The sequence below is a fragment of the Methylibium sp. genome (assembly GCF_013817365.1).
In the GTDB taxonomy this organism is placed as follows: Bacteria; Pseudomonadota; Gammaproteobacteria; order Burkholderiales; family Burkholderiaceae_C; genus Methylibium.
Window position 1 is genome coordinate 1 of record NZ_JACDCU010000020.1, and the last position, 20,146, is coordinate 20,146.

Below are 20,146 nucleotides of genomic sequence, written 5' to 3' on the forward strand. Positions count from 1 at the left end.
CGATGTGCGCGGCGCCGGGGTCGTCATGCGCGATCTCGACATCGGTGGTGCCGATGAGCGTGAACTCGCGCTCGTAGGGGATGGCGAAGATGATGCGTTTGTCGGGGTTCTGGAAGATGTAGGCGTGATCGTGCTCGAAGCAGCGCGGCACGACGATGTGGCTGCCCTTGACCAGCCGCAGGCTGCGCGTGGCGAGCGCCTCGCCGGCAGCGGGCGTGGCGATGCCGCGCAGGAAGCTTTCAGCCCAGGGGCCGGCGGCGTTGACCAGCGCGCGGGCATGAACCGAAGTGCTGGCGCCGTCGGCCGCGCGCAGGGTGGCGGTCCAGCCCGTCGCACTGCGCTGCGCGGCGATGCAGCTCGTGCGCGTGAGCACCGTCGCGCCGCGGGCGGCGGCGTCGATGGCGTTGAGCACCACCAGCCGGGCGTCGTCGACCCAGCCGTCGCTGTAGACGAAGCCGCGCGTGAATTCGCGCTTGAGCGGCGCGCCGGCCGGGTGCGAGCGCAGGTCGATGCCGCGCGAGGCCGGCAGCACCTCGCGGCGCGCCAGGTGGTCGTACAGCAGCAGGCCGGCGCGCACCATCCAGGCCGGCCGCGTGGCGGCGTCGTGCGGCATCACGAAGCGCAGCGGCCACATGATGTGTGGCGCGCTGCGCAGCAGCACCTCGCGCTCCTGCAGCGCCTTGCGCACCAGCGAGAACTCGTAGTACTCCAGGTAGCGCAGCCCGCCGTGGATCAGCTTGGTGGAGGAGGATGAGGTGTGCCCCGCGAGATCGTCGCGCTCGCACAGCAGAACCCGCCAGCCGCGCCCGGCAAGGTCGCGTGCGATGCCGGCACCGTTGATGCCGCCGCCGACCACCAGCACGTCACAGCGCAGCGGATCGGCCGGCGAGCCGGCGACGGCCACCGAGGCGGGCATCAGGACAGGCGCCGAGGCGGGCGCGTCGGGGGTCACGAGGGGGTTTCTCCGGGGCTGCAGCATCGGTAAGAAGGCAGGTTGTAAGCCGAAACGATCAATAACGCACAGGTGTTTACCCAAGTTCAGTTTCGTTTTTGTTCGTTTAGGCTCGCGGCAGCATGACTCCCAACCCCCGCCAAGCCCGTTTGCTCGAGGAGGTGCGCGCCCGCGGCGCCGTCTCGGTCGAGGCGCTGGCGCAGCAGTTCGGAGTGACCCTGCAAACTGTGCGGCGCGACGTGCAGCGGCTGGCCGAGGCCGGCCTGCTGGCGCGCTTTCACGGCGGCGTGCGGATGCCCGGCTCGACCACCGAGAACATCGCCTACCGCCAGCGTCAGGCGCTGCAGGCCGACGGCAAGGCGCGCATCGCGCGCGCCGTGGCGCAGCAGGTGCCCGAGGGCTGCTCGCTCATCCTCAACATCGGCACCACCACCGAGGCGGTGGCGCGCGAGCTGCTGCACCACCGCGGGCTGCGCGTCATCACCAACAACCTCAACGTCGCGGCCATCCTCAGCGACAACCCGCAGTGCGAGGTGATCGTCGCCGGCGGCGTGGTGCGCCAGCGAGACCGCGGCATCGTGGGCGAGGCGACGGTCGATTTCATCGCGCAGTTCAAGGTCGACATCGCCGTGATCGGCATCTCCGGCATCGAGGCCGACGGCACCCTGCGCGATTACGACTTCAGCGAAGTGAAGGTGGCGCGCGCCATCGTGCGGCAGGCGCGCGAGGTCTGGCTCGCCGCCGACCACAGCAAGTTCAACCGGCCGGCGATGGTGGAGCTGGCGCGGCTGGAGCAGCTCGACCGGCTGTTCACGGATGCCCCGCCGCCGGAGCCTTTCCCGCGGCTGCTGGCGGAGGCGGGTGTGGAGCTGGTGGTCGGCGATAGCGCGCCAGTCTCGGCCGAGAGCAGCGCGACCCACGGCTCGGCGGCGCTTGCCAGCGGCGCCTCGGGCAACGAGGATCGTCGCGAGGCCGACTGAGGCCCATAAACGCCACGAAGACTCGCCATGACCTACCTGCTCGCCCTCGACCAGGGCACCTCCAGCTCGCGCAGCATCGTGTTCGATCGGGCCGGGCGCATCGTCGCCATGGCGCAGCGCGAGTTCCGCCAGATCTATCCGCAGCCGGGCTGGGTCGAGCACGACCCGCGGGAGATCTGGAGCAGCCAGCTTGCCACCGCGCGCGAGGTGCTCGCCAAGGCCGGCATCCAGGCGAAGGACCTCGCGGCGCTGGGCATCACCAACCAGCGCGAGACCACGCTGGTGTGGGACCGCCGCACCGGCGAGCCGATCCACAACGCCATCGTCTGGCAGGACCGCCGCGCCGAGCCCACCTGCGCCGCGCTGCGCGAAGCCGGCGCCGAGCCGCTGGTGCGCGAGCGCACGGGGCTCATCATCGACGCCTACTTCTCCGGCACCAAGCTCAAGTGGATCCTCGATGCCGTGCCCGGCGCGCGCGACGCAGCGCGGCGCGGCGAGCTGGCTTTCGGCACCGTGGACAGCTGGCTGCTGTGGCAGCTCACCGGCGGCAAGCTGCACGCCACCGACGTCACCAACGCGTCGCGGACGATGCTGCTGAATGTGCACACCAACCAGTGGGACGACGAGCTGCTGGCCCTGCTCGACATTCCGCGCGAGCTGCTGCCGCAGGTGCTGCCTTCGAGCCATGTGTACGCGCACAGCGAGGTGGATCTGCTCGGCGCACCGGTGGCGATCGGCGGCGTCGCCGGCGACCAGCAGAGCGCCCTGTTCGGCCAGGCGTGCTTTCGCCCCGGGCTGGCCAAGAATACCTACGGCACCGGTTGCTTCATGCTCATGCACACCGGCGCGGCGTTCCAGACCTCGGCCAACGGCCTGATCACCACCAGCGCGGCACAGACGAGCCCGCAGAAGGAGTACGCCCTGGAAGGCGGCGTCTTCATCGCCGGCGCCGTGGTGCAGTGGTTGCGCGACGGGCTGCGCGCGATCAAGGGCAGCAGCGAGGTGCAGTCGCTCGCCGAGAGCGTGCCCGATGCCGGCGGCGTGGTGTTCGTGCCGGCCTTCACCGGCCTGGGCGCGCCCTATTGGCAGCCGCAGGCCACCGGCGCGATCGTCGGCCTGACGCGCGGCACCACGGTGGCGCACATCGCGCGGGCGGCGCTGGAGAGCATCGCCTTCCAGAGCGCCGCGCTGCTCGCGGCGATGAGCCGCGATGCGGTAGCGGCCGGCGCGCAGCCGGTGAGCGAGTTGCGCGTCGATGGCGGCGCGTGCGTGAACGACCTGCTGATGCAGTTCCAGGCCGACCTGCTCGGCATCGCGGTGGTGCGGCCCAAGGTCATCGAGACCACCGCACTCGGCGCCGCCTACCTGGCGGGCTTGGCCTGCGGGGTCTACAAGGGCCTCGATGAACTGTCGGCGCAGTGGCAGGTCGAGCGGCGTTTCCTGCCGACGATGCCGCGCGAACGCGCGGCCGAACTGATGGCGCGCTGGGAGCGCGCCGTGCGGCAGGCGACGGCGGCCTGAAACGCCTCAGGCTGCCTTGGCGGCCAGCTCCGACATCTGTGCGCCGTCCTCGCGCGGGCGGTAGCCCAGCCGCGCCGAAATCTGCTGGGCCACGCTCACGACGCTGGGCGCCATCTGCTTGAGGCTGCGCGGCTTGAAGCGGTCGGCAGGGCCCGACAGGCCGATGGCAGCGCACACATGGCCGCCGGCATTCCAGATGGGTGACGCGATGCCGCACACGCCGTCGCGCCACTCGCCGCGGTTCACCGCGTAGCCCACCTGCCGCAGCTTCTCGAGCTCGCTTCTCAGCTCGTTGGGCGTCGTGACGGTGAAGGGCGTGAACGGCTTGAGCTCCAGCGAAATGGCATCGATCAGTGCCGGCGACGCATAACCCAGCAAGGCCTTGCCGGTGGCCACGCAATAGGCTGGCGCCCGCCCGCCGACGCGCGAGTAGGAGCGCACGGGGTGGGGGCTGTCGACCTTGTCGAGGTAGATGACCTCCATCCCGTCCAGCACCGACAAGTGCACGGTTTCACCGGACAACTGGCACAGGCGCTCCATGTACTCGGTCGATACCGTCTTCAGGTCGAGCCGGCCGACGACCGCCGCGCCGAGCTCCCACAGCTTGAGCGTGAGTTCGTACTTGCCGCTCTGCTCGACGTTGCGCACGTAGCCGCAACCCACGAGTGTCTGCAGCAGCCGATGCGCGTTGCTCTTGGTCAGGCCGAGATGGCGGGCAAGGTCGGTCACGCCCGACAGGTTCGGGTTTGCTGCGAGGGCTTCGAGCGCCTGCAGACCCTTCGCGAAGGTGGCGTCCATGTTGTTCCAGATGTTGATACAGCGTACCGGAGATTAGGTGCCGGAAGCGGGCAGTGTCAAGGCGGGTCCCTTGCTGTCGGCTCTGGACAGTCAAAGGATGTTCGCGTTTATCCCGATACCGGCAACGTTGACATCGAACAGCCGAGTGCTACGCTTGTATCGACATTCGAAACATCGTTCCATTATTTGGAACAAGTTTGACGCTCGATTTTCGTAATCGTCGTCGTGGAGGCCTGATGAAAGACACACTGATCCGAAACCTCTGGTACGTCGCCGGCTCCAGCGACGAGTTCCCCACGGGCAAGCTGGTCGGGCAGACGATCGTCGGCTTGCCGCTGGTGATGTGGCGCCCCGAGGACGGCGAAGTGATCGCCTTCGACGGGCGCTGCTGCCACAAGAAGATGCCGCTCGCCTCGGGCAAGCTGCTGGCCGACGGCACGCTCGAGTGCGCCTACCACGGGCTGTGCTTCGACACGGCGGGCAAGTGCGTGAAGATCCCCTCACAGCCCGGCCGGCCGATCCCGAGCCGCGCCAAGCTGCGGCCCTACCCGATCGTCGAGCAGGACGGGATCGTGTGGATCTGGATGGGCGACGAAGCGAACCCGGAGTTGCAGCCGCCCCGCATTCCCGAACTCGACAGCGCGCATTGGGAAATGATCCGCGTGCAGAACGTGGAAGTGCCGACCAACTACCTGCTGCTCATCGAGAACCTGCTCGACATCAGCCACTTCTACCCGCTGCACGACGGCAACATCGGCGACATCGCCAACAGCGAGATCCCGGTCGAGTTCGTGCACGAGCCGATCCAGGGCAACCGCTCGGTCGCCTCGATCCGCAAGGCCGAGTCCTACCGGCACCCGCCCTACCTGGAAGACTTCTTCGGCTATCCCGTCGTCGACCGGCAGCACACGCACAAGATGATCTCACCGGCGGTCGTGCGCGTGGATCTGCGCTGCGCCCCACCGGGCGAGTTGGATACGCCCGCCGAGCGCGGCTACATCCTCACCCACACGATCACACCGGTCGACGAGCACTCGCACCGCTGGCGGGTGTTCGCCTGCTGCCGCGCCGGCGAGAAGTGGCCTGCGGACCCGAAGGTTTCGGCTGTAGCCCGCGTCGCCGAGCAGTTCCCCGGCGTGATCGCGCAGGACCTGTGGGCGCTGGTCGAACAGCAAAAGATGATGGATCTGCCCGAGGACCACTACGTCGGCGAGATGTACCTGCGCTCGGACACGGGAATCCTCAAGGCCCGAGAGATCGTGCGCGAGATGGTGAGCCAGGAGCGGACGGCCGAAGAGCCAGCGGCGGTCGCGGCATGAAGCCGCGCGGCCGCAGCGCAGGGGTCGGCGGGTGAACGTGCGGCGCTGGCGCTGCCAACTGTGCAGCTTCGAGTACGACGAAGCGGCCGGCCTGCCGGAAGAAGGCCTCGCCCCGGGCACCGCCTGGGCCGACGTGCCCGCCACCTGGAGTTGCCCCGACTGCGGTGCCAGCAAGGACGAGTTCGAGATGGTGGAGATTTAAAGAATCGAGGCGCTGGTTGTCGCAGGCGTCGAGCGGTCGGCCGCATGCGGCCGGTCAATGGCTGACATCGCTGTAGCAGGACCGCGGAGTCCGGCAGGGTCTGTCGGTGGTTTTCTCAAAAGGAGATCGAGGTGACAAAGAAGCTTCATACCCCTCTCGACACCACCCCCGACGCCACGCGCCGCGGACTGGTGTTGTCCACCGCAGCCGCGGCCGGACTCGGGCTCTTGCCCGGCGCCGCGCGACAGGCCCATGCACAGAGCTATCCGGCGCTCGGCAACTTTCCGGCCGGCACGCAGGGCAGCTCGGTGTTCGTCGGCGTGTCCGTTCCGCTCACCGGCGCCTATTCGGCCGAAGGCAAGGACCAGCAGCTCGGCTTCGAGCTCGCGTTCGAGCACCTGAACTCGGGCCGGCTGGTCGGCAAGGTGCCCGAGCTCAAGGACAAGGGCGTGCTGGGCAAGACGGTCGCCTTCGGCGTCGTCGATTCCGAAGCCAAGGCCGAGTCGGCCATCCAGGGGCAGACCCGCTTCCTGCGCAACAACAAGGCCATCCTCATGACCGGCTGCTACAGCAGCGCGGTCACGGTCGCGCTCGGCAAGCTGGCGCAGCGCGAAAAGGTGCTCTATATGGCTGGCCCCTCGGGCTCGGACGACGTGACCGGCAAGGACTGTCAGCGCTACAGCTTCCGCTCGCAGCCCAGCACGACCATGGCGTCACGCGCGATGGCGCCCGTCTTGCTCGAGCGGCTGGGCAGGGACAAGAAGGTCGCCTACCTGGTGCCCGACTACACCTTCGGCCACACGCAGTTCGAATCGATGGCCCGGCTGACCGAGCCGATGGGCTGGAAGACGGTGAGCAAGCAGGTCTGCCCGGTGGGCACGGCCGACTTCAGCACCTATTTGCTCAACATCGCCAACAGCGGCGCCAACGTGTTCGTGAACTGCACGGTCGGCAACGACGCCTCGGTGTCCGTCAAGCAGGCTGCGAACTTCGGAGTGACGAAGAAAAGCGCGCTGGTCGTGCCGACCTTGCAGCCGTTTCTTGCGCAGCAGCTCGGCCCGGAGGTCACGCAAGACATCCTGGGCGCAATGGACTTCTGGTGGACGCTGGCCGAGACCAACGAGCTCGCCAAGATCTTCGTCGACGACTTCGAGGCCAAGCACAAGTACAAGCCGTACTGGCCGGCCCACATCGCGTACAACCAGATGATGATCTGGGCGGTGGCGGTCGAGCGCGCCAAGACCTTCTACCCGCCCGAGGTCATCAAGGCGCTGGAAGCGAAGGTGCCGATCAAGACCAGCCTCGGCGACGTGATGTACCGGCCTGAGGACCACCAGCTGATCCGCCCGGTGCCGGTGATGCGCGGCAAGAAGCCCTCGGAGATGAAGTCCAAGGACGACTACTACGAGATCGTCAGCATCGTTCCCGGCGCCCAGGCCGTGCCGCCGCTCGATCAGGTCGCCTGCAAGATGGGCGACGTCGCCTGAGCGCGCGCCGCGTCGTGCGCCGAACCCGCGAGTAAGTGTTGCGCCCGGGCCGGGGGTCCGGGCGCAACACGGTCCAGCGGGCACCGGCGCGCCGCCGACCCCCTGCCCGTCCCTCGCTTCGATCCGCCCTGCCTGTCTGTCCGGCACACGGCAAGTCCACGGAGACCCGCATGCCACCGCTTGCACTCGTGATATCGCAGATATTCCACGGCCTGATCCTCGGCGGCATGCTTGCGCTGGTCGGCTCGGGGCTGACCATCATTCTCGGCACGCTGGGCCTGGTGAACTTCGCGCACGGCGCGTTCTTCGCGATCGGGGCCTACGCCGGCTGGCTGGTCTTCGAGTGGACGGGCTCCTACCTCGCTGCGCTGGCGCTCGGTGCACTGGCGACTTGCGCGATCGGCTTCGTGGTCGAGCGCGGGCTGATCAGCCGCTTCTACCAGCGCCCCCACGAAGACCAGATCCTGCTGACCTTCGGCCTGGGCATCGTCATCGTCGAAGGCCTGCGCGCCTGGTTCGGCGGCATCGGCAAGACGATGCCGTCGCCCGAGTGGGCGGCCGGCGCGATCTCGCTCGGGCCGATCATCTACCCGACCTATCGGCTGGTGGTGCTGGGCATCGCCGTGCTGTCGCTGCTGGCCTTCTACCTGATGCTGTACCACTCGCGGCTGGGGCTGATCGTGCGCGCAGCCATCGAGGACACGCTGATGGTGCGCATCCTCGGCCTGCGCGCCTCCCGGATCCGCGCGATGGTCTTCGCGCTCGGCGTGCTCGCGGTCGGCATCGCGGGCGTGGCGATGGCGCCGATCGTGTCGATCAACCCCGACGTGGGCGCGCGCTTCATGGTGCAGTCCTTCGTGGTGGTGGTGATCGGCGGGCTGGGCTCGTTTCCCGGCGCCATCCTCGGCGGGTTGATCGCCGGACAGATCCAGACGCTGACCGCGATCTTCGAGGCCGCTTACAGCGACGTGGCGCTGTTCACGACGATGGTGGCGATCCTGGCGTTGCGCCCGCGCGGCCTGATGGGCGAGGAGGGGCGCAAATGACCGCCCAGCAGCTCGCGGCGCACGCCAACGGCGTTCGGCGCCGCGCCTTTGCGCTGCCGGTCGAGGTCTGGCTCACGCTCGCCCTGTGCGTGATGCCCTTCGTGCTGCTTTCCGCGGGCGGCTCGGTCGACACGGCGATCCGCATCCTGCTGTGGGGCATCTTCGGCCTGGGCTTCGACATCCTGTTCGGCTACGCTGGCCTGTTGTCGTTCGGGCAGGCCGCGTTCTTCGGCACCGGCGGCTTCGTCACCGCCTACCTGCTGGTGAGCGGCATCGTGACGAGCTTTCCGCTGGCCATCGGCGCCGGCGTGCTGGCGTCGATGGCCTTCAGCGTGCTGGTGGGCTTTGTTGCCTTGCGGCGCGTGGGCATCTACTTCTCGATGATCACGTTCGCGATCAGCGAGCTGTGCTTCTTCATCCAGCACTCGATCCTCGCGCCCTGGACCGGCGGTGACAACGGCCTGCCCGGCGTGCCGCACCCCACCTGGCAAGTCGGCGACACGCTGCTGGAATTGAAGCCAGACTGGGGCATGTACGCCGTCATCCTGGCGATCTTCATCGCCACGTTCTGGTTCGCGCGGCGCCTGGTCACGTCGCCCTTCGGCCGCGTGCTCAACGCGATCCGCATCAACGCGGACCGCTCGCTGGCCGTGGGCCACAACATCCAGCGCTACAAGATGGCGGCGTTCGTCGTGGCGGCCGGCTACGCGGGGTTGGCCGGCACGCTGATCGGCATCTTTCAGAGCTACGTGGGGCCCGACGCCTTCGCGTTCGACACCTCGGGGCAGGTCGTGATGCAGACCGTGGTCGGCGGCATGCGCACGCTGATCGGCCCGCTGGTCGGCGCGGCGCTGTGGATCTACCTGCGCGACATCCTCCAGCAGATCCCGGGCATCGGCGGCATGTGGAAGCTGATCCTCGGGGCCCTCTTCATTCTGGCGATCACGACGATGCGGCGCGGCATCGTGGGCGAGATCCAGCACTTCTTCTACAAGCGCCGCCTGGCCGCGGCCAGCCTTGCGCTGGCCGCCAGCGAGAAGCTCACCGCCTTCGCGCCGCCGGCAGCACCCGCCGAGTTCTTCGCCGGCCGGGCCGTGCCGGGCCGCAGCCGTGCGGCCGGTGACGAACGCAGCGCTGCCGAGGGCGGCGTGCCGGTCATCGAAGCGCGTCACATCCGCAAGGAGTTCGGCGGGCTGGTGGCGCTGGACGACGTGTGCCTGTCCGTGCGCGAGGGCGAGATCATGGGCCTGATCGGGCCCAACGGTGCGGGCAAGAGCACTCTGTTTCGCATCCTCACCGGCGAGATGGCGGCGACGAGCGGCGAGATGCACTTTCGCGGCAGGAACATCACCGGCATCGGCGTGCGCGAGGCCTGCCGCATGGGCATCAGCAAGAGCTACCAGATCGTGCAGGTCTACCCGGAGCTGAGCCTGCGCGAAAACCTGCTGGTGCCGCTGCTGGCGCGCTCGCGCGGCGCCTTCCGCTTCGACGTGCTGAGCCGCATCAAGCCCGACAGCGAGTTGATGAAGGAGGCCGACCGGCTGCTCGCGATGATGGGTCTGAACGACCGCCTCGGCGGCCCGGTGTCGGACCTGTCGTACGGCGAGAAGCGCCGCCTGGAGATCGGCATTGCGCTGGCCACGCACCCCGAGGTGCTGCTGCTCGACGAGCCCCTGGCCGGCCTGAGCCCCGACGAGCGCGTGCAGGTCGTTCGCGTCATCAAGTCGGCCAGCGCGGGCCGCACGGTGCTGGTCGTCGAGCACGACATGGACTCGCTGTTCGGCCTGGCCGATCGCGTGGCGGTGCTGCACATGGGTCGCAACATCGCCGTCGGCCCGCCGGCGCAAATCCGCGACGACCCGGCCGTGCACACCGCCTACCTCGGCGTGCCCTCGGAGTGAAAGATGAAGCCGATGCTGCTCGCACTGCGTGACCTCAACGCCTGCTACGGCGAATCGCACGTCCTGCACGACGTGAACCTGCACGTCGCCGAAGGCGAGGTGGTCGCGGTGCTGGGCCGCAACGGCTCGGGCAAGACGACGACGCTCAAGACCGTCATGGGCGTGATCGAGGCGAAGTCCGGGCAGATCGAGTACGCCGGCCAGGCGCTGCACGGCGCCTCGCCGGAGAACCGGGCGCGCATCGGCATCCAGCTCGTGCCGGAGGACCGGCGCATCTTCGGCGGGCTGACGGTGGAGGAGAACCTGGTGCTCGCCGCAATGGGTTGCGCCAAGCCGCTCACGGCCGCCACGATCTACGAAATATTCCCGCGGCTGGGCGAACGCCGCAAATCGAATGGCCGGCACCTTTCGGGCGGCGAGCAGCAGATGCTGTCGGTCGCCCGTGCGCTGATGCAGGCGCCGCGGCTGCTCATGCTCGACGAGCCCTTCGAGGGTCTCGCGCCCATCATCGTGCAGGCGCTGATGGAAGTGGTGGGGCAGCTCGCGAAGCAGGGCCAGACGATCGTGATCGTCGAGCAGAACGTCAAGGCCTGCCTGACGCTCGCCGACCGCGTCTACCTGTTGAGCAACGGCCAGGTCGTGCACGAGGGAGGCGCCAAGGCCTTGCTGGCCGACAAGGAAACCCAGAAGCGCCACCTTTCGGTCTAGCGCCGGAGGGCTCATCCGCACGCACGAGGGACAGCCGCCCTTCCCCCCGGGCCCGCGGTGGCACAGCGAAAGACGATCGATTCCTGAGAGGAGCGGTTATGTCAGTAGATTCCGTCCGGCCGCTGGCCGGACTCAAAGTGCTCGAGTTCGGGCAAATCGTCACCGTGCCGTTCTGCGGCATGCTGCTCGCCGACCTGGGCGCCGATGTGGTCAAGGTCGAGAACGCCGACGGTGGCGACGGCATGCGCCAGTGGCCGCCGCTCATGCGCGCCGAGTCGGGTGCCGAGGCGTACAGCGGCAACTTCGCCTCGCTCAACCGCAACAAGCGCAGCGTCGCGGCGAACCTCAAGGATGCGGCGGACGTCGCCCGCGTGCAGGACCTGTGCGCGGTGGCCGACATCGTGATCGAGAACTTCCGCCCCGGCGTGATGCAGCGCCTGGGCCTGGGTTACGAGGCGCTGCGCGAGCGGCGGCCGCAGCTCGTCTACTGCTCGGTCACCGGCTACGGCCAGGAAGGGCCCTACGCGAAGAAAGGCGCTTTCGACGTGACCGTGCAGGCCATCAGCGGCCTGATGAGCGTGACCGGCGAAGCCGACGGCGCGCCGGTCAAGTGCGGCGTGCCGGTGTCCGACTTCACCGCGGGCCTGTACGCGGCCTATTCGATCCTCGCCGCGGTGATGGAGGTGCGCCGCACCGGCGTCGGCGCGCGCATCGACTGCTCCATGCTCGGCTGCACGCTCGGCATCTCGGCGCTGCAGATCAGCGAGTACTTCGGCACCGGCAACGCGCCGCAGCGGCTCGGCTCGGCGCACCCGCGCAACGCGCCTTACCAGGCCTTCCAGGCGAGCGACAAGCCCTTCGTCATCGCCGCCGGCAACGACAAGCTGTGGGGCGAGGTGTGCGAAGCGGTGAACCTCATGGCGCTGAAGGACGATGCGCGCTTCACGACACAGACCCTGCGCGCGGCCCATCAGCGCGAGCTCGCCGCCTTGCTGCAGCCCTGCTTCGCCCGGCGGTCGGCGGCCGAGTGGCTCACCGAGTTCGACCGCCGCGGCGTACCTTGCGCGCCGATCAACGACTTCGCCGACATCCTGGCCGATCCGCACGTCAAGGAGAGCGGCTGGGTCTCGGAGCTGACCTTGCCCAACGGCATGACCACGCCGGCGATCGGCTTTCCGGTGCAGATCAGCGGCTACCAGTTCAAGGTCGATGCGCAACCGCCGCGCCTGGGAGAACACAACGAGGCGGTGCGCAGCGAGTGGTTGAGATGAGCGAACTCGTCAGGCTGTCGCCAGCTTCCCCCGAGGGGCTGCGCACGCTGGAGCTGCAGCGCCCCGACAAGGCCAACGCGCTGTCGGCCGAATTGGTCGATGGCATTCACGCGAGCCTCGACGCGATCGGCGCTGAAACACGCGCGCTGCTGATCACCGGCGAAGGAAAAAACTTCTGCGCAGGCTTCGACTTCACGGCGTACGAGCAGCAGAGCGAAGGCGACCTGTTGTTGCGTTTCGTGCGCATCGACCAGCTGCTGGCGCGGCTGCGTGCGGCCGACTGCCTGACCATTGCCTGGGTGTCCGGCGCCGCCTTCGGCGCGGGCGCCGACATCGCCTGTTCGTGCGCGATCCGCATCGGCACGCCGGCCGCGCGCTTCAGGTTCCCGGGCTTTCAGTTCGGCGTCGCCCTCGGCACGCGGCGGCTGGCCGCCATCGCCGGCGCCGAGCGGGCGCGCCGCATCCTGCTGCACAACGAGGAACTCGACGCGCACGCCGCGCTGGAGTGCGGCTTGCTGAGCGAGCTGTCGGAAGAGGTCGATCCGCAAGCCCGCGTCGAAGCGCTGATGCACTCGACGCGCAAGCTCGACGCCACCAGCCTGCGCTCGCTCTTCGCGCTGACCGACGCCGGCGATGCCGACCGCGACCTGGCCGAACTGGTGCGCAGCGTCTCGCGGCCGGGCCTTCACGCGAGGATCGCGGCGTATCGCCGTGCTTGAGCGGGCCCCTACACTGGTCTGATGCCCCTCACGCATCTGCTGCTCGCCCTGGCCGTGGTGGCGGTCTGGGGCACCAACTTCGTCGTCATCAAATGGGGCCTGGCCGAACTGCCGCCGCTGCTGTTCACGACCCTGCGTTTCGCGTTCGCGGCATTCCCCTTCCTGCTGTTCGTCAAGCGCCCCGCCGTCGCGTGGCAAACGCTCGCGGCCTTCGGTGCGCTGCACGGCGTGGGGCTGTTCGGCCTGATGGTGGTGGCCCTGCGCTCCGACATCTCGGCGGGCCTGGCTTCGCTGGTCATACAGACCCAGGTGTTCTTCACCATCGGCCTGGCGATGGCGCTCGTCGGCGAACGCCCACGCTTGCTGCAGGGGGCCGCGCTCGCGCTGGCCGCTGCCGGCATGGCGCTGATCGCCGGCCACGTCGACCAGGACAGCGTCACCGTTCTCGGCCTCGCCCTCGTTTTGGGCGCAGCGGCGTGCTGGGCCGGCGCCAACATGGTGGCCAAGTCGGCCGGACGCGTCGACATGCTCGGCTTCATGGTCTGGAGCAGCGTGTTCGCCGCGCCGGCATTGGCCGTCCTCAGCCTGCTGTTCGAAGGCCCGGCGCTGGTCGCGTCCAGCCTCGCGCAAGCCAGCGGGGCCGCCTGGGCCGCCGTGGCTTGGCAGTCGCTCGGCAACACGCTGTTCGGCTACGGCGTGTGGAACTGGCTCCTGAGCCGCCACCCGGCCGCCACCGTCACCCCGGCGGCGCTGATGGTGCCGGTGTTCGGCATGGCCGCGTCGGCAGCGCTGCTCGGCGAGGCCATGCCGCCGTGGAAGCTGGGCGCCACCGCGCTCGTGCTCACCGGCCTGGCGCTCAACACGCTGGCGTCCCGCAATTCGCTGCGCGGACCGTCGACCCCCAATCAGGCCGTCCGGTGATCGACCGCGAGTGCCTTGCTGCGCAACGGCTGCCGCGACGGGCTGCTTGCCTGTTTCAGGCTGGCCGGCTGCTTGCCTATTTCAGTCCAGAACCGACCGTCTTCACGTTTCGGACAAGGCGTGGGCCGCCGCTTGCACGTTCCCGCTGTTGAGGCCGGCCACGCACAGGCGCCCCGAACGCACGAGGTAGACCGCGTGCTGCTCGCGCAGCCGGTCCACCTGGCTCGGCGTCAGGCCGGTGTAGCTGAACATGCCGCGCTGGCTCAGCAGATAGCCGAAATCGCGCCCCGGCAAGTTCGCAGCAAGCGCGTCGTGCAGCGCGCGGCGCATCGCCAGGATGCGCTCGCGCATGGCGGCGAGTTCGCCTTCCCACTGATCGCGCAGCGCCGGATCGCCGAGCACGGTGGCGACGAGCTGACCGCCGTGGATCGGCGGGCTCGAATAATTTCGGCGCACGGTGAACTTGAGCTGGCCGAGCACGTTGTCGGCCTGCTTTGCGTCGGCGCACACGACGCTGAGCGCGCCGCAGCGCTCGCCGTAGACGCTCATGCTCTTGGAAAACGAGTTGGCGATGAAGAACGACAGCCCGGCCGAGGCCAGCGCGCGCGCGGCCCGGGCATCGGCCTGGATGCCGTCGCCGAAGCCTTGATAGGCGAGGTCGAGGTAGGGCAGCAGCTCGCGCTCGCGCAGCACCGGGATCAGCGCGTCCCACTGCGCGGGCGTGAGGTCCACGCCGGTCGGGTTGTGGCAGCAGGCGTGCAGCAGCACGATGCTCCTCGGCGCCAGCGTGCGCAGCGTCGCCAGCATGGCGTCGAAGTTCAGGCCGCCTGCCGGACGCGGCGGCGTCGCCCGTGCATCGCCGGCGTCGTAGTAGGGATAAGTGTTCACAGTCAGGCCCGCGCCCTCGAACATGGCGCGGTGGTTGTCCCAGGTGGGGTCGCTCACCCACACCTGGCTGCCCGGAAAAAAGCGGGCGATGAAGTCGGCCCCCACCTTCAGGCCGCCGCTCGAGCCGACCGATTGAATGGTGGCGATGCGCCCGCGGGTCACCGCTTCGTGCCCGGCACCGAACACCAGCGCCTGCACCGCACTGCGAAAGTTGGCGGCGCCCTCCATCGGCAAATAAGACTTCGGTCCGCTCGCCGCCAGCACCCGGGCCTCGGCGCTGCGCACCGATTCCAGCACCGGGATGCGCCCGGCATCGTCGAAATAGATGCCGATGCTCAGGTTGATCTTGTGCGCCCGTGGGTCCTTCTGGAATTCCTCGTTGAGGCTGAGGATCGGGTCGCCCGGGTAGGGCTCGATGTGCTCGAACATGCGGTCTCCAGTGAGGGGCGGATTATCGAAGCAGGCGCCTTGCCGGTCGATGCGGCCGGGCTTGTCGCGCAGCCACCCCACCGCTCTCGGCGCTCACGCGGCCAGCGCGGCTTCGATGTCCTTCTTCAGCGCTTCGGGCTTGTCGATCGAGCCGTAGCGGCCGAGCACCCGGCCGTCCTTGCCGACCAGGAACTTGGTGAAGTTCCACTTGATCGCGCGGGTGCCGAGCAGGCCCTTGGCCTCCTCCGTCAACCATTGATAAAGCGGATGCGCACCGCCGCCGTTGACCTCGACCTTGGCCATCATCGGAAAGCTGACCCCGTAGTTGGCCTGGCAAAAACTCGCGATCTCGTCGTTGCTGCCCGGGTCCTGCCGACCGAACTGGTTGCTCGGAAAACCGAGCACCGTCAGGCCCTTCGCGCCGTACTCCTGCCAGAGCGCCTCGAGCCCACCGAGCTGCGGCGTGAAGCCGCAGGCGCTGGCGGTGTTCACGACCAGCAGCACCTGTCCGCGATAGTCGGACAAGGACACCGCCTTGCCGCCGATCGTCTGCGCTTCGAAGTCGTAGACGGTGCCCATGTCGTTGCCCCCGGCCGTGTGCACAAGTCGCGATGCTAGTGCGTTTCGTGCGGCCGGCAGGATTGACGCTGGCACCGGGCGGACCGAGCATCGGCTGCATGCCGCGCACGCCCGATTGCACACGCCAGAGCCACGCCCGATGAGCTCCAGCCTGAGGTTGGCGCTCGAGGGTTTCAGCGCGTTCGAGCGCCAGGCGCTGCAGAGCTACTTCCGCTTGTGCATGCGCCGACCCGGCTTCGAGGCCGATGCCAGCTTGGCCGATTGCGACTTCTGCGTGGTCGATGCCGACCGGCCGGCCGCCGTCGAGGCGGTGCGGGCGGCGCGCCGCCAGGGTGCCAGCCTCTATGTCGGCGCCGCGGCACCTGACGGCGCGGCAGCGCACCTGCCGCGACCGATCGATCCCCGCCGGGTCGCGAGTGCGCTCGATGCCTTGGCACGTGAAGCGCCGTCTTCCACCATGAGCTCAGGCGCGACCGAGCTGTCGACCGCTGCCGCGGCAGAGCTCCCGGCCGCGCCGGCCTGCAGCACGCCGGCTGCACCAGCGAGCGCCCCGAGCCCGTCCCGCAAGGCCGGCACCGCCAGCTTCAACCTCGACGTGCTGGTCGTCGACGACATCGACACCACCCGCCGCCTGCTTGTCATGCAACTCGAAAGCCTGGGCTGCCGCGTCGCCGAGGCGGTGAATGCGCAGCAGGCGCTGGCCCGGCTCGCCGAACAGCGCTATCGCCTCGTCTTCGCCGACGTGGCGCTGGCCGAGCTGGACGGCCTGGTCTTGTGCCAGCGCATCAAACAGGGCGGCGCCGGCGCGCCGGCCGTCGTGCTGGTCGGCGCGCCGGCGAGCCCGAGCGACCGCGTGCGCGGCCTGCTGTCGGGGTGCGACGAGCACCTTGCCAAACCGATCGCGTCCGAAGCCCTGTTCGCCGTGCTGAACGCCCACGGCAACCGGCGGCGGCGGGCGCGCCAGGACTGAAGGGCGCCGCAGACCGCCGTCAGGCTTCAGCGACTCCCGTTCACTGACCGCCCAGCTTGGCGGCACTGGCCGCCACGGCCTCGTGCAGCAGCACCGCGTCCAGCGCGGCCAGCGGCGCGATCCGGGCGCAGGCGCGCGCCAGTTCGCCTTCGTCGGCATCGGCCAGGGCGCAATCGACCGCGGCGGCCAGCGCCAGCAAGCGCTTGACCATGAAGGTTTCGTGCTGCCACTGCACGGCGAGTTCAGCCTCCGTGCCGCCGAGCAGGCTGCGAAGGGCGAGCGGGCGCAACCGAACGCTCGCCGCAACCTCGACGGCCAGGCCCCAGGCCTGACACAAGGCCGCACCGAGCGTGGCGTGGTTGACGCCGTAGAGCGCCTGCTCGGCGTCGAGCCAGGCGAGCGCATCGGGGCTGGCCTTGACCAGCTTCTGATAGCCGGTGCTGTCGTGCGCGAGCAGCGCGGCCTGGCCGCTTTCAGCGAACAGGCCCGCCGTGTGGGCCAGCCAGGGATCGACATCGAGTACGTGCGCCGCACGGCCCATGACCAGGCCACGCTTGCCGGCGCTGTTCCACAGCGCCGTGAGCATGGGGCTGGGCGGGAAGGCGCCGCGCAGGCCGATCTCGAACGTCAGCGCCGACACTTCGCGCACGCCAAGGAAACGCACCGCCTCGGGCACCGATTCCACCCGCCGCAGCAGGCCGAACAGCGCTGAATTGACCGATCGCACGACCGCCGAGGCCAGCGCCATGTCGCCTTCGATCAGCGTGGCGATCGACTGCATGTTGGCGTCTTCGTCGGCCATCAGCATGGACAGGCGCACAAGGATCTGCGGGCAGGCCGGCAGGTCGATATCAAGAGAACGCAGGGCAGGGTCGATGGGCATGGTGCGGCCATCCTAGGGCGATGCACGACGCGAGAAGGCTTGCAGGAGCACGTCTTTTGCACGGCTTCTACAGTGACCGCGATTCGTTCACACAAAAGGAAAGCATGCCCAGCCTGTTCGATCCCATCCGTCTCGGCGAGCTCGAGCTCGCCAACCGCGTCGTCATGGCGCCGCTCACGCGCAACCGCGCCGGCCCTGGCCAGACCGCCGCGCCCATGGCCGTGACCTATTACGCGCAGCGCGCCAGCGCTGGGCTGATCATCAGCGAGGCCACGCAGGTTCATCCGCTCGGCCAGGGCTACCTGGACACGCCGGGCATCCACAGCCGCGAGCAGGTCGAATCCTGGAAGCCGGTGACGCGCGCGGTGCACGAGCGCGGCGGCAAGATCGTGCTGCAGCTCTGGCACGTGGGGCGCATCTCGCACGTCTCGCTGTTGCCGGCGGGTGAAGTGCCGGTGGCGCCCTCGGCGCTGGCCGCCAAGGCCAAGACCTTCACGAAGGACGGCTTCGTCGACGTGTCCGCGCCGCGCGCGCTGGCGCTCGAAGAACTGCCCGGCATCGCCGATCAATACCGCGTCGCCGCACGCCATGCGCTCGAAGCCGGCTTCGACGGCGTGGAAGTGCACGGCGCCAACGGCTACCTGCTCGACCAGTTCCTGCGCGACGGCGCCAACCGCCGCACAGACGCCTACGGCGGCTCCATCGAGAACCGCGCGCGCCTGCTGCTGGAAGTGATGCGCGCGGTGAGCGACGAGATCGGCGCCGGCCGCACCGGCCTGCGCCTGTCGCCCATGACCTCGTTCGGCGACCTCGGCGACTCCGATCCGCAGGCGCTCTTCGGCCACGTGGCCGAACAGCTCGCGCCGCTGGGTCTGGCTTACCTGCACCTGATCGAAGGCGAAACCGGCGGCAGCCGCGAAGTGACAGCGAACGGCAAGCCCTTCGATTACCAGGCCATGCGCACGCGGGCGAAGACGCCGTGGATGGTCAACAACGGCTACGACCGCGCGCTCGCGATCGACGCTGTGGCCGACGGCACTGCCGACGTGGTGGCCTTCGGCCGGCCTTTCATCAGCAACCCGGACTTGCCGCGGCGGCTGCGCGAAGACGCACCGATGAACGCTTTGGACGCCGACACGCTCTACGGCGGCGGCGCCAAGGGCTACACCGACTATCCGGCGCTCGAGCGAGCAGCGGCCTGAGGCCTCGCCTGCGCAGCCGAACGCGGCAGCCGTGGGGAAGCGAGGCCCCCGCGGGCCGGAACGAAGCCGTGAGAACCCTCGTCAGGCCTTGGCAGGGCACGGTCGCGGCGGCCGGGGCAATGGCCCGGACCGTTGCGGGACCGTGTCTGACGGGGCCGGGTGATCAACCGCCGTCGATCTTGGCGCCCGACGCCTTCACCACGCCGGCCCACTTCTGCGTTTCCCGCTCGGCGAAACGTGCGAAGTCGGCGCTGCTCATGCCGCTGGGCACGGCGCCCTGCGCCTGCAGGCGCTCCTTGAGCGCCGGGGCAGAGAGTGCCTTGGCGGTCTGTTGCTGCACGCGGTTGACCACCTCCATCGGCGTGCCGGCCGGCGCGAACAGGCCGAACCAGGAGCTGGCCTCGTAGTCGGCGAGGCCGCTGCCTGCCGGGCCGGCCTCCGCGACCGTCGGCACGTCAGGCAGTGCCGGCGAGCGCTGCGCGCTGGTCACGGCCAGCGCCACGAGCCGGCCGGCGCGGATCTGCGCCATGGCCGAGGGCAGGTTGTCGAACATGAGGTCCATGGTGCCGCCGACCAGGTCGAGCAGCGCCGGGGCCGAGCCCCGATACGGGAAATGCAGCATGTAGGTGCCGGTCGAAGTCTTGAACAGTTCGCCGGCCAGGTGGATCGAGGTGCCGTTGCCGCTCGAGGCCATGTTGAGCTTGCCCGGATTGGCCTTGGCGTACTTGATGAGATCGGCCACGGAATCGATGCCGGCGGCCTTGGCCTTGGCCGGGTTCATGACCAGCACATTGGGCACCGCAGCGACCAGCGTCACCGGCACGAAGTCCTTGATCGGGTCGTAGGGCAGCTTCGGGTAGAGCGAGACATTGATGCCGTGCGTGCCCACGGTGCCCATCAGCAGCGTGTGGCCGTCGCCTTCGCTGCGCGCCACTTCGGCCGCGCCGATGTTGCCGCCAGCGCCGGGCTTGTTCTCGACGATGAAGGGCTGGCCGAAAGCCTGCTGGAACTCGGGCGCCAGCGCGCGCGCCAGGATGTCGGTGGTGCCGGCCGCCGCGAACGGCACGACGATGCGCACCGGCTTGTTCGGCCAAGTGGATTGCGCGTGCAGCGCCCAGGGCGCAGCGCCGAAAGCGAGCAGGGCATGGCGACGGTTCAGCATGGAGCGTCTCCTGTGTGGGGATGTCGGCGGGCCAGTGTGCCGCAGCGTGCGCAAAGGTCATTGCAGGCATTCCCGATGTCGCGACGGTGACAGTTCCGGGGCGAAATTCCCGATGCCGGCGCGCCGATCGGGTGACATGCTGTGCGCCTGAACCGAACCGCGAGGCCTTCATGCTGCAACGTCGCTCCCTTCTTCAAGCCCTTGCCGG

19 protein-coding genes are annotated in these 20,146 nt (G+C 69.0%); 13 read left to right on the forward strand and 6 right to left on the reverse strand.

What is annotated here, in order from left to right; genetic code table 11:
• Window positions 1-916 (reverse strand): glycerol-3-phosphate dehydrogenase (gene glpD / locus H0W38_RS02795; RefSeq protein WP_292451045.1); only part of this gene is annotated, 916 nt, incomplete at its 3' end.
• A gap of 158 nt (window positions 917-1,074) precedes the next feature.
• On the opposite strand from glpD, the gene H0W38_RS02800 reads away from it, so the two are divergent.
• Window positions 1,075-1,932 (forward strand): DeoR/GlpR family DNA-binding transcription regulator, encoded by an 858-nt coding sequence (locus tag H0W38_RS02800; protein ID WP_292451017.1) that lies wholly within the window; start codon window positions 1,075-1,077, stop codon window positions 1,930-1,932.
• Window positions 1,933-1,959: 27 nt separating this feature from the next.
• Window positions 1,960-3,453: a glycerol kinase GlpK gene (glpK, locus tag H0W38_RS02805; protein WP_292451019.1), complete on the forward strand. Its 1,494-nt coding sequence runs from the start codon at window positions 1,960-1,962 to the stop codon at window positions 3,451-3,453.
• A gap of 6 nt (window positions 3,454-3,459) precedes the next feature.
• Here glpK and H0W38_RS02810 read toward each other — a convergent pair whose 3' ends face one another.
• A complete protein-coding gene (locus H0W38_RS02810; RefSeq protein WP_292451021.1) occupies window positions 3,460-4,251 on the reverse strand; it encodes an IclR family transcriptional regulator in 792 nt (263 codons plus the stop codon).
• A gap of 236 nt (window positions 4,252-4,487) precedes the next feature.
• On the opposite strand from H0W38_RS02810, the gene H0W38_RS02815 reads away from it, so the two are divergent.
• The 9 genes from H0W38_RS02815 to H0W38_RS02855 all read left to right on the forward strand — a co-directional run bounded on the left by H0W38_RS02815 (window position 4,488) and on the right by H0W38_RS02855 (window position 13,825).
• A complete protein-coding gene (locus H0W38_RS02815) occupies window positions 4,488-5,570 on the forward strand; it encodes a Rieske 2Fe-2S domain-containing protein (protein ID WP_292451023.1) in 1,083 nt (360 codons plus the stop codon).
• A 31-nt stretch (window positions 5,571-5,601) separates the two neighbouring features.
• The gene (locus H0W38_RS02820) at window positions 5,602-5,772 is read left to right on the forward strand and encodes a rubredoxin (RefSeq protein WP_292451024.1); all 171 of its coding nucleotides are present in this window, start codon (window positions 5,602-5,604) and stop codon (window positions 5,770-5,772) included.
• Window positions 5,773-5,903: 131 nt separating this feature from the next.
• Entirely contained in the window at window positions 5,904-7,259 is a 1,356-nt protein-coding gene (locus tag H0W38_RS02825; RefSeq protein ID WP_292451025.1) for an ABC transporter substrate-binding protein, read from the forward strand.
• A 170-nt stretch (window positions 7,260-7,429) separates the two neighbouring features.
• Window positions 7,430-8,305: a branched-chain amino acid ABC transporter permease gene (locus H0W38_RS02830; RefSeq protein ID WP_292451026.1), complete on the forward strand. Its 876-nt coding sequence runs from the start codon at window positions 7,430-7,432 to the stop codon at window positions 8,303-8,305.
• Window positions 8,302-10,206, forward strand: coding sequence for a branched-chain amino acid ABC transporter ATP-binding protein/permease (locus tag H0W38_RS02835; RefSeq protein ID WP_292451027.1), 1,905 nt, complete (start codon window positions 8,302-8,304; stop codon window positions 10,204-10,206). Before H0W38_RS02830 ends, H0W38_RS02835 begins: the two co-directional genes overlap by 4 nt.
• A 3-nt stretch (window positions 10,207-10,209) precedes the next feature.
• Window positions 10,210-10,914 carry an ABC transporter ATP-binding protein gene (locus tag H0W38_RS02840; RefSeq protein ID WP_292451029.1) on the forward strand — a complete coding sequence of 235 codons (705 nt, stop codon included), beginning with the start codon at window positions 10,210-10,212 and terminating at the stop codon, window positions 10,912-10,914.
• A 98-nt stretch (window positions 10,915-11,012) separates the two neighbouring features.
• On the forward strand, window positions 11,013-12,185 hold the full coding sequence (locus H0W38_RS02845; RefSeq protein ID WP_292451030.1) for a CoA transferase: 1,173 nt from the start codon (window positions 11,013-11,015) through the stop codon (window positions 12,183-12,185).
• Entirely contained in the window at window positions 12,182-12,904 is a 723-nt protein-coding gene (locus H0W38_RS02850; RefSeq protein WP_292451032.1) for an enoyl-CoA hydratase/isomerase family protein, read from the forward strand. Before H0W38_RS02845 ends, H0W38_RS02850 begins: the two co-directional genes overlap by 4 nt.
• A gap of 21 nt (window positions 12,905-12,925) precedes the next feature.
• Entirely contained in the window at window positions 12,926-13,825 is a 900-nt protein-coding gene (locus H0W38_RS02855; protein WP_292451034.1) for an EamA family transporter, read from the forward strand.
• A 102-nt stretch (window positions 13,826-13,927) separates the two neighbouring features.
• Here H0W38_RS02855 and H0W38_RS02860 read toward each other — a convergent pair whose 3' ends face one another.
• Together H0W38_RS02860 and H0W38_RS02865 are read right to left on the reverse strand one after the other, a co-directional pair.
• Window positions 13,928-15,142 (reverse strand): amino acid aminotransferase, encoded by a 1,215-nt coding sequence (locus H0W38_RS02860; protein WP_292451036.1) that lies wholly within the window; start codon window positions 15,140-15,142, stop codon window positions 13,928-13,930.
• 93 nt (window positions 15,143-15,235) lie between these two features.
• Window positions 15,236-15,721, reverse strand: a complete 486-nt coding sequence (locus H0W38_RS02865) for a glutathione peroxidase (RefSeq protein WP_292451038.1) — start codon at window positions 15,719-15,721, stop codon at window positions 15,236-15,238.
• Window positions 15,722-15,860: 139 nt separating this feature from the next.
• On the opposite strand from H0W38_RS02865, the gene H0W38_RS02870 reads away from it, so the two are divergent.
• Complete coding sequence (locus tag H0W38_RS02870) at window positions 15,861-16,691, forward strand: response regulator (protein ID WP_292451040.1); 831 nt, start codon at window positions 15,861-15,863, stop codon at window positions 16,689-16,691.
• A 40-nt stretch (window positions 16,692-16,731) separates the two neighbouring features.
• On the opposite strand, the gene H0W38_RS02875 is transcribed toward H0W38_RS02870, so the two are convergent.
• Entirely contained in the window at window positions 16,732-17,574 is an 843-nt protein-coding gene (locus H0W38_RS02875) for an HDOD domain-containing protein (protein WP_292451041.1), read from the reverse strand.
• A gap of 104 nt (window positions 17,575-17,678) precedes the next feature.
• On the opposite strand from H0W38_RS02875, the gene H0W38_RS02880 reads away from it, so the two are divergent.
• Window positions 17,679-18,776, forward strand: a complete 1,098-nt coding sequence (locus H0W38_RS02880; RefSeq protein WP_292451042.1) for an alkene reductase — start codon at window positions 17,679-17,681, stop codon at window positions 18,774-18,776.
• Between the two features lie 163 nt (window positions 18,777-18,939).
• Here H0W38_RS02880 and H0W38_RS02885 read toward each other — a convergent pair whose 3' ends face one another.
• On the reverse strand, window positions 18,940-19,938 hold the full coding sequence (locus H0W38_RS02885) for a tripartite tricarboxylate transporter substrate binding protein (RefSeq protein ID WP_292451043.1): 999 nt from the start codon (window positions 19,936-19,938) through the stop codon (window positions 18,940-18,942).
• Window positions 19,939-20,146: the final 208 nt, after the last annotated feature.

What these genes read in the sequence shown, in the direction of transcription:
- H0W38_RS02800 (WP_292451017.1), top strand. Translation starts at nt 1,075, where the DNA reads ATGACTCCCAACCCCCGCCAAGCCCGTTTGCTCGAGGAGGTGCGCGCC.
- glpK (WP_292451019.1), top strand. Translation starts at nt 1,960, where the DNA reads ATGACCTACCTGCTCGCCCTCGACCAGGGCACCTCCAGCTCGCGCAGC.
- H0W38_RS02810 (WP_292451021.1), bottom strand. Translation starts at nt 4,251, where the DNA reads ATGGACGCCACCTTCGCGAAGGGTCTGCAGGCGCTCGAAGCCCTCGCA.
- H0W38_RS02815 (WP_292451023.1), top strand. Translation starts at nt 4,488, where the DNA reads ATGAAAGACACACTGATCCGAAACCTCTGGTACGTCGCCGGCTCCAGC.
- H0W38_RS02830 (WP_292451026.1), top strand. Translation starts at nt 7,430, where the DNA reads ATGCCACCGCTTGCACTCGTGATATCGCAGATATTCCACGGCCTGATC.
- H0W38_RS02835 (WP_292451027.1), top strand. Translation starts at nt 8,302, where the DNA reads ATGACCGCCCAGCAGCTCGCGGCGCACGCCAACGGCGTTCGGCGCCGC.
- H0W38_RS02840 (WP_292451029.1), top strand. Translation starts at nt 10,210, where the DNA reads ATGAAGCCGATGCTGCTCGCACTGCGTGACCTCAACGCCTGCTACGGC.
- H0W38_RS02845 (WP_292451030.1), top strand. Translation starts at nt 11,013, where the DNA reads ATGTCAGTAGATTCCGTCCGGCCGCTGGCCGGACTCAAAGTGCTCGAG.
- H0W38_RS02850 (WP_292451032.1), top strand. Translation starts at nt 12,182, where the DNA reads ATGAGCGAACTCGTCAGGCTGTCGCCAGCTTCCCCCGAGGGGCTGCGC.
- H0W38_RS02855 (WP_292451034.1), top strand. Translation starts at nt 12,926, where the DNA reads ATGCCCCTCACGCATCTGCTGCTCGCCCTGGCCGTGGTGGCGGTCTGG.
- H0W38_RS02860 (WP_292451036.1), bottom strand. Translation starts at nt 15,142, where the DNA reads ATGTTCGAGCACATCGAGCCCTACCCGGGCGACCCGATCCTCAGCCTC.
- H0W38_RS02865 (WP_292451038.1), bottom strand. Translation starts at nt 15,721, where the DNA reads ATGGGCACCGTCTACGACTTCGAAGCGCAGACGATCGGCGGCAAGGCG.
- H0W38_RS02870 (WP_292451040.1), top strand. Translation starts at nt 15,861, where the DNA reads ATGAGCTCCAGCCTGAGGTTGGCGCTCGAGGGTTTCAGCGCGTTCGAG.
- H0W38_RS02875 (WP_292451041.1), bottom strand. Translation starts at nt 17,574, where the DNA reads ATGCCCATCGACCCTGCCCTGCGTTCTCTTGATATCGACCTGCCGGCC.
- H0W38_RS02880 (WP_292451042.1), top strand. Translation starts at nt 17,679, where the DNA reads ATGCCCAGCCTGTTCGATCCCATCCGTCTCGGCGAGCTCGAGCTCGCC.
- H0W38_RS02885 (WP_292451043.1), bottom strand. Translation starts at nt 19,938, where the DNA reads ATGCTGAACCGTCGCCATGCCCTGCTCGCTTTCGGCGCTGCGCCCTGG.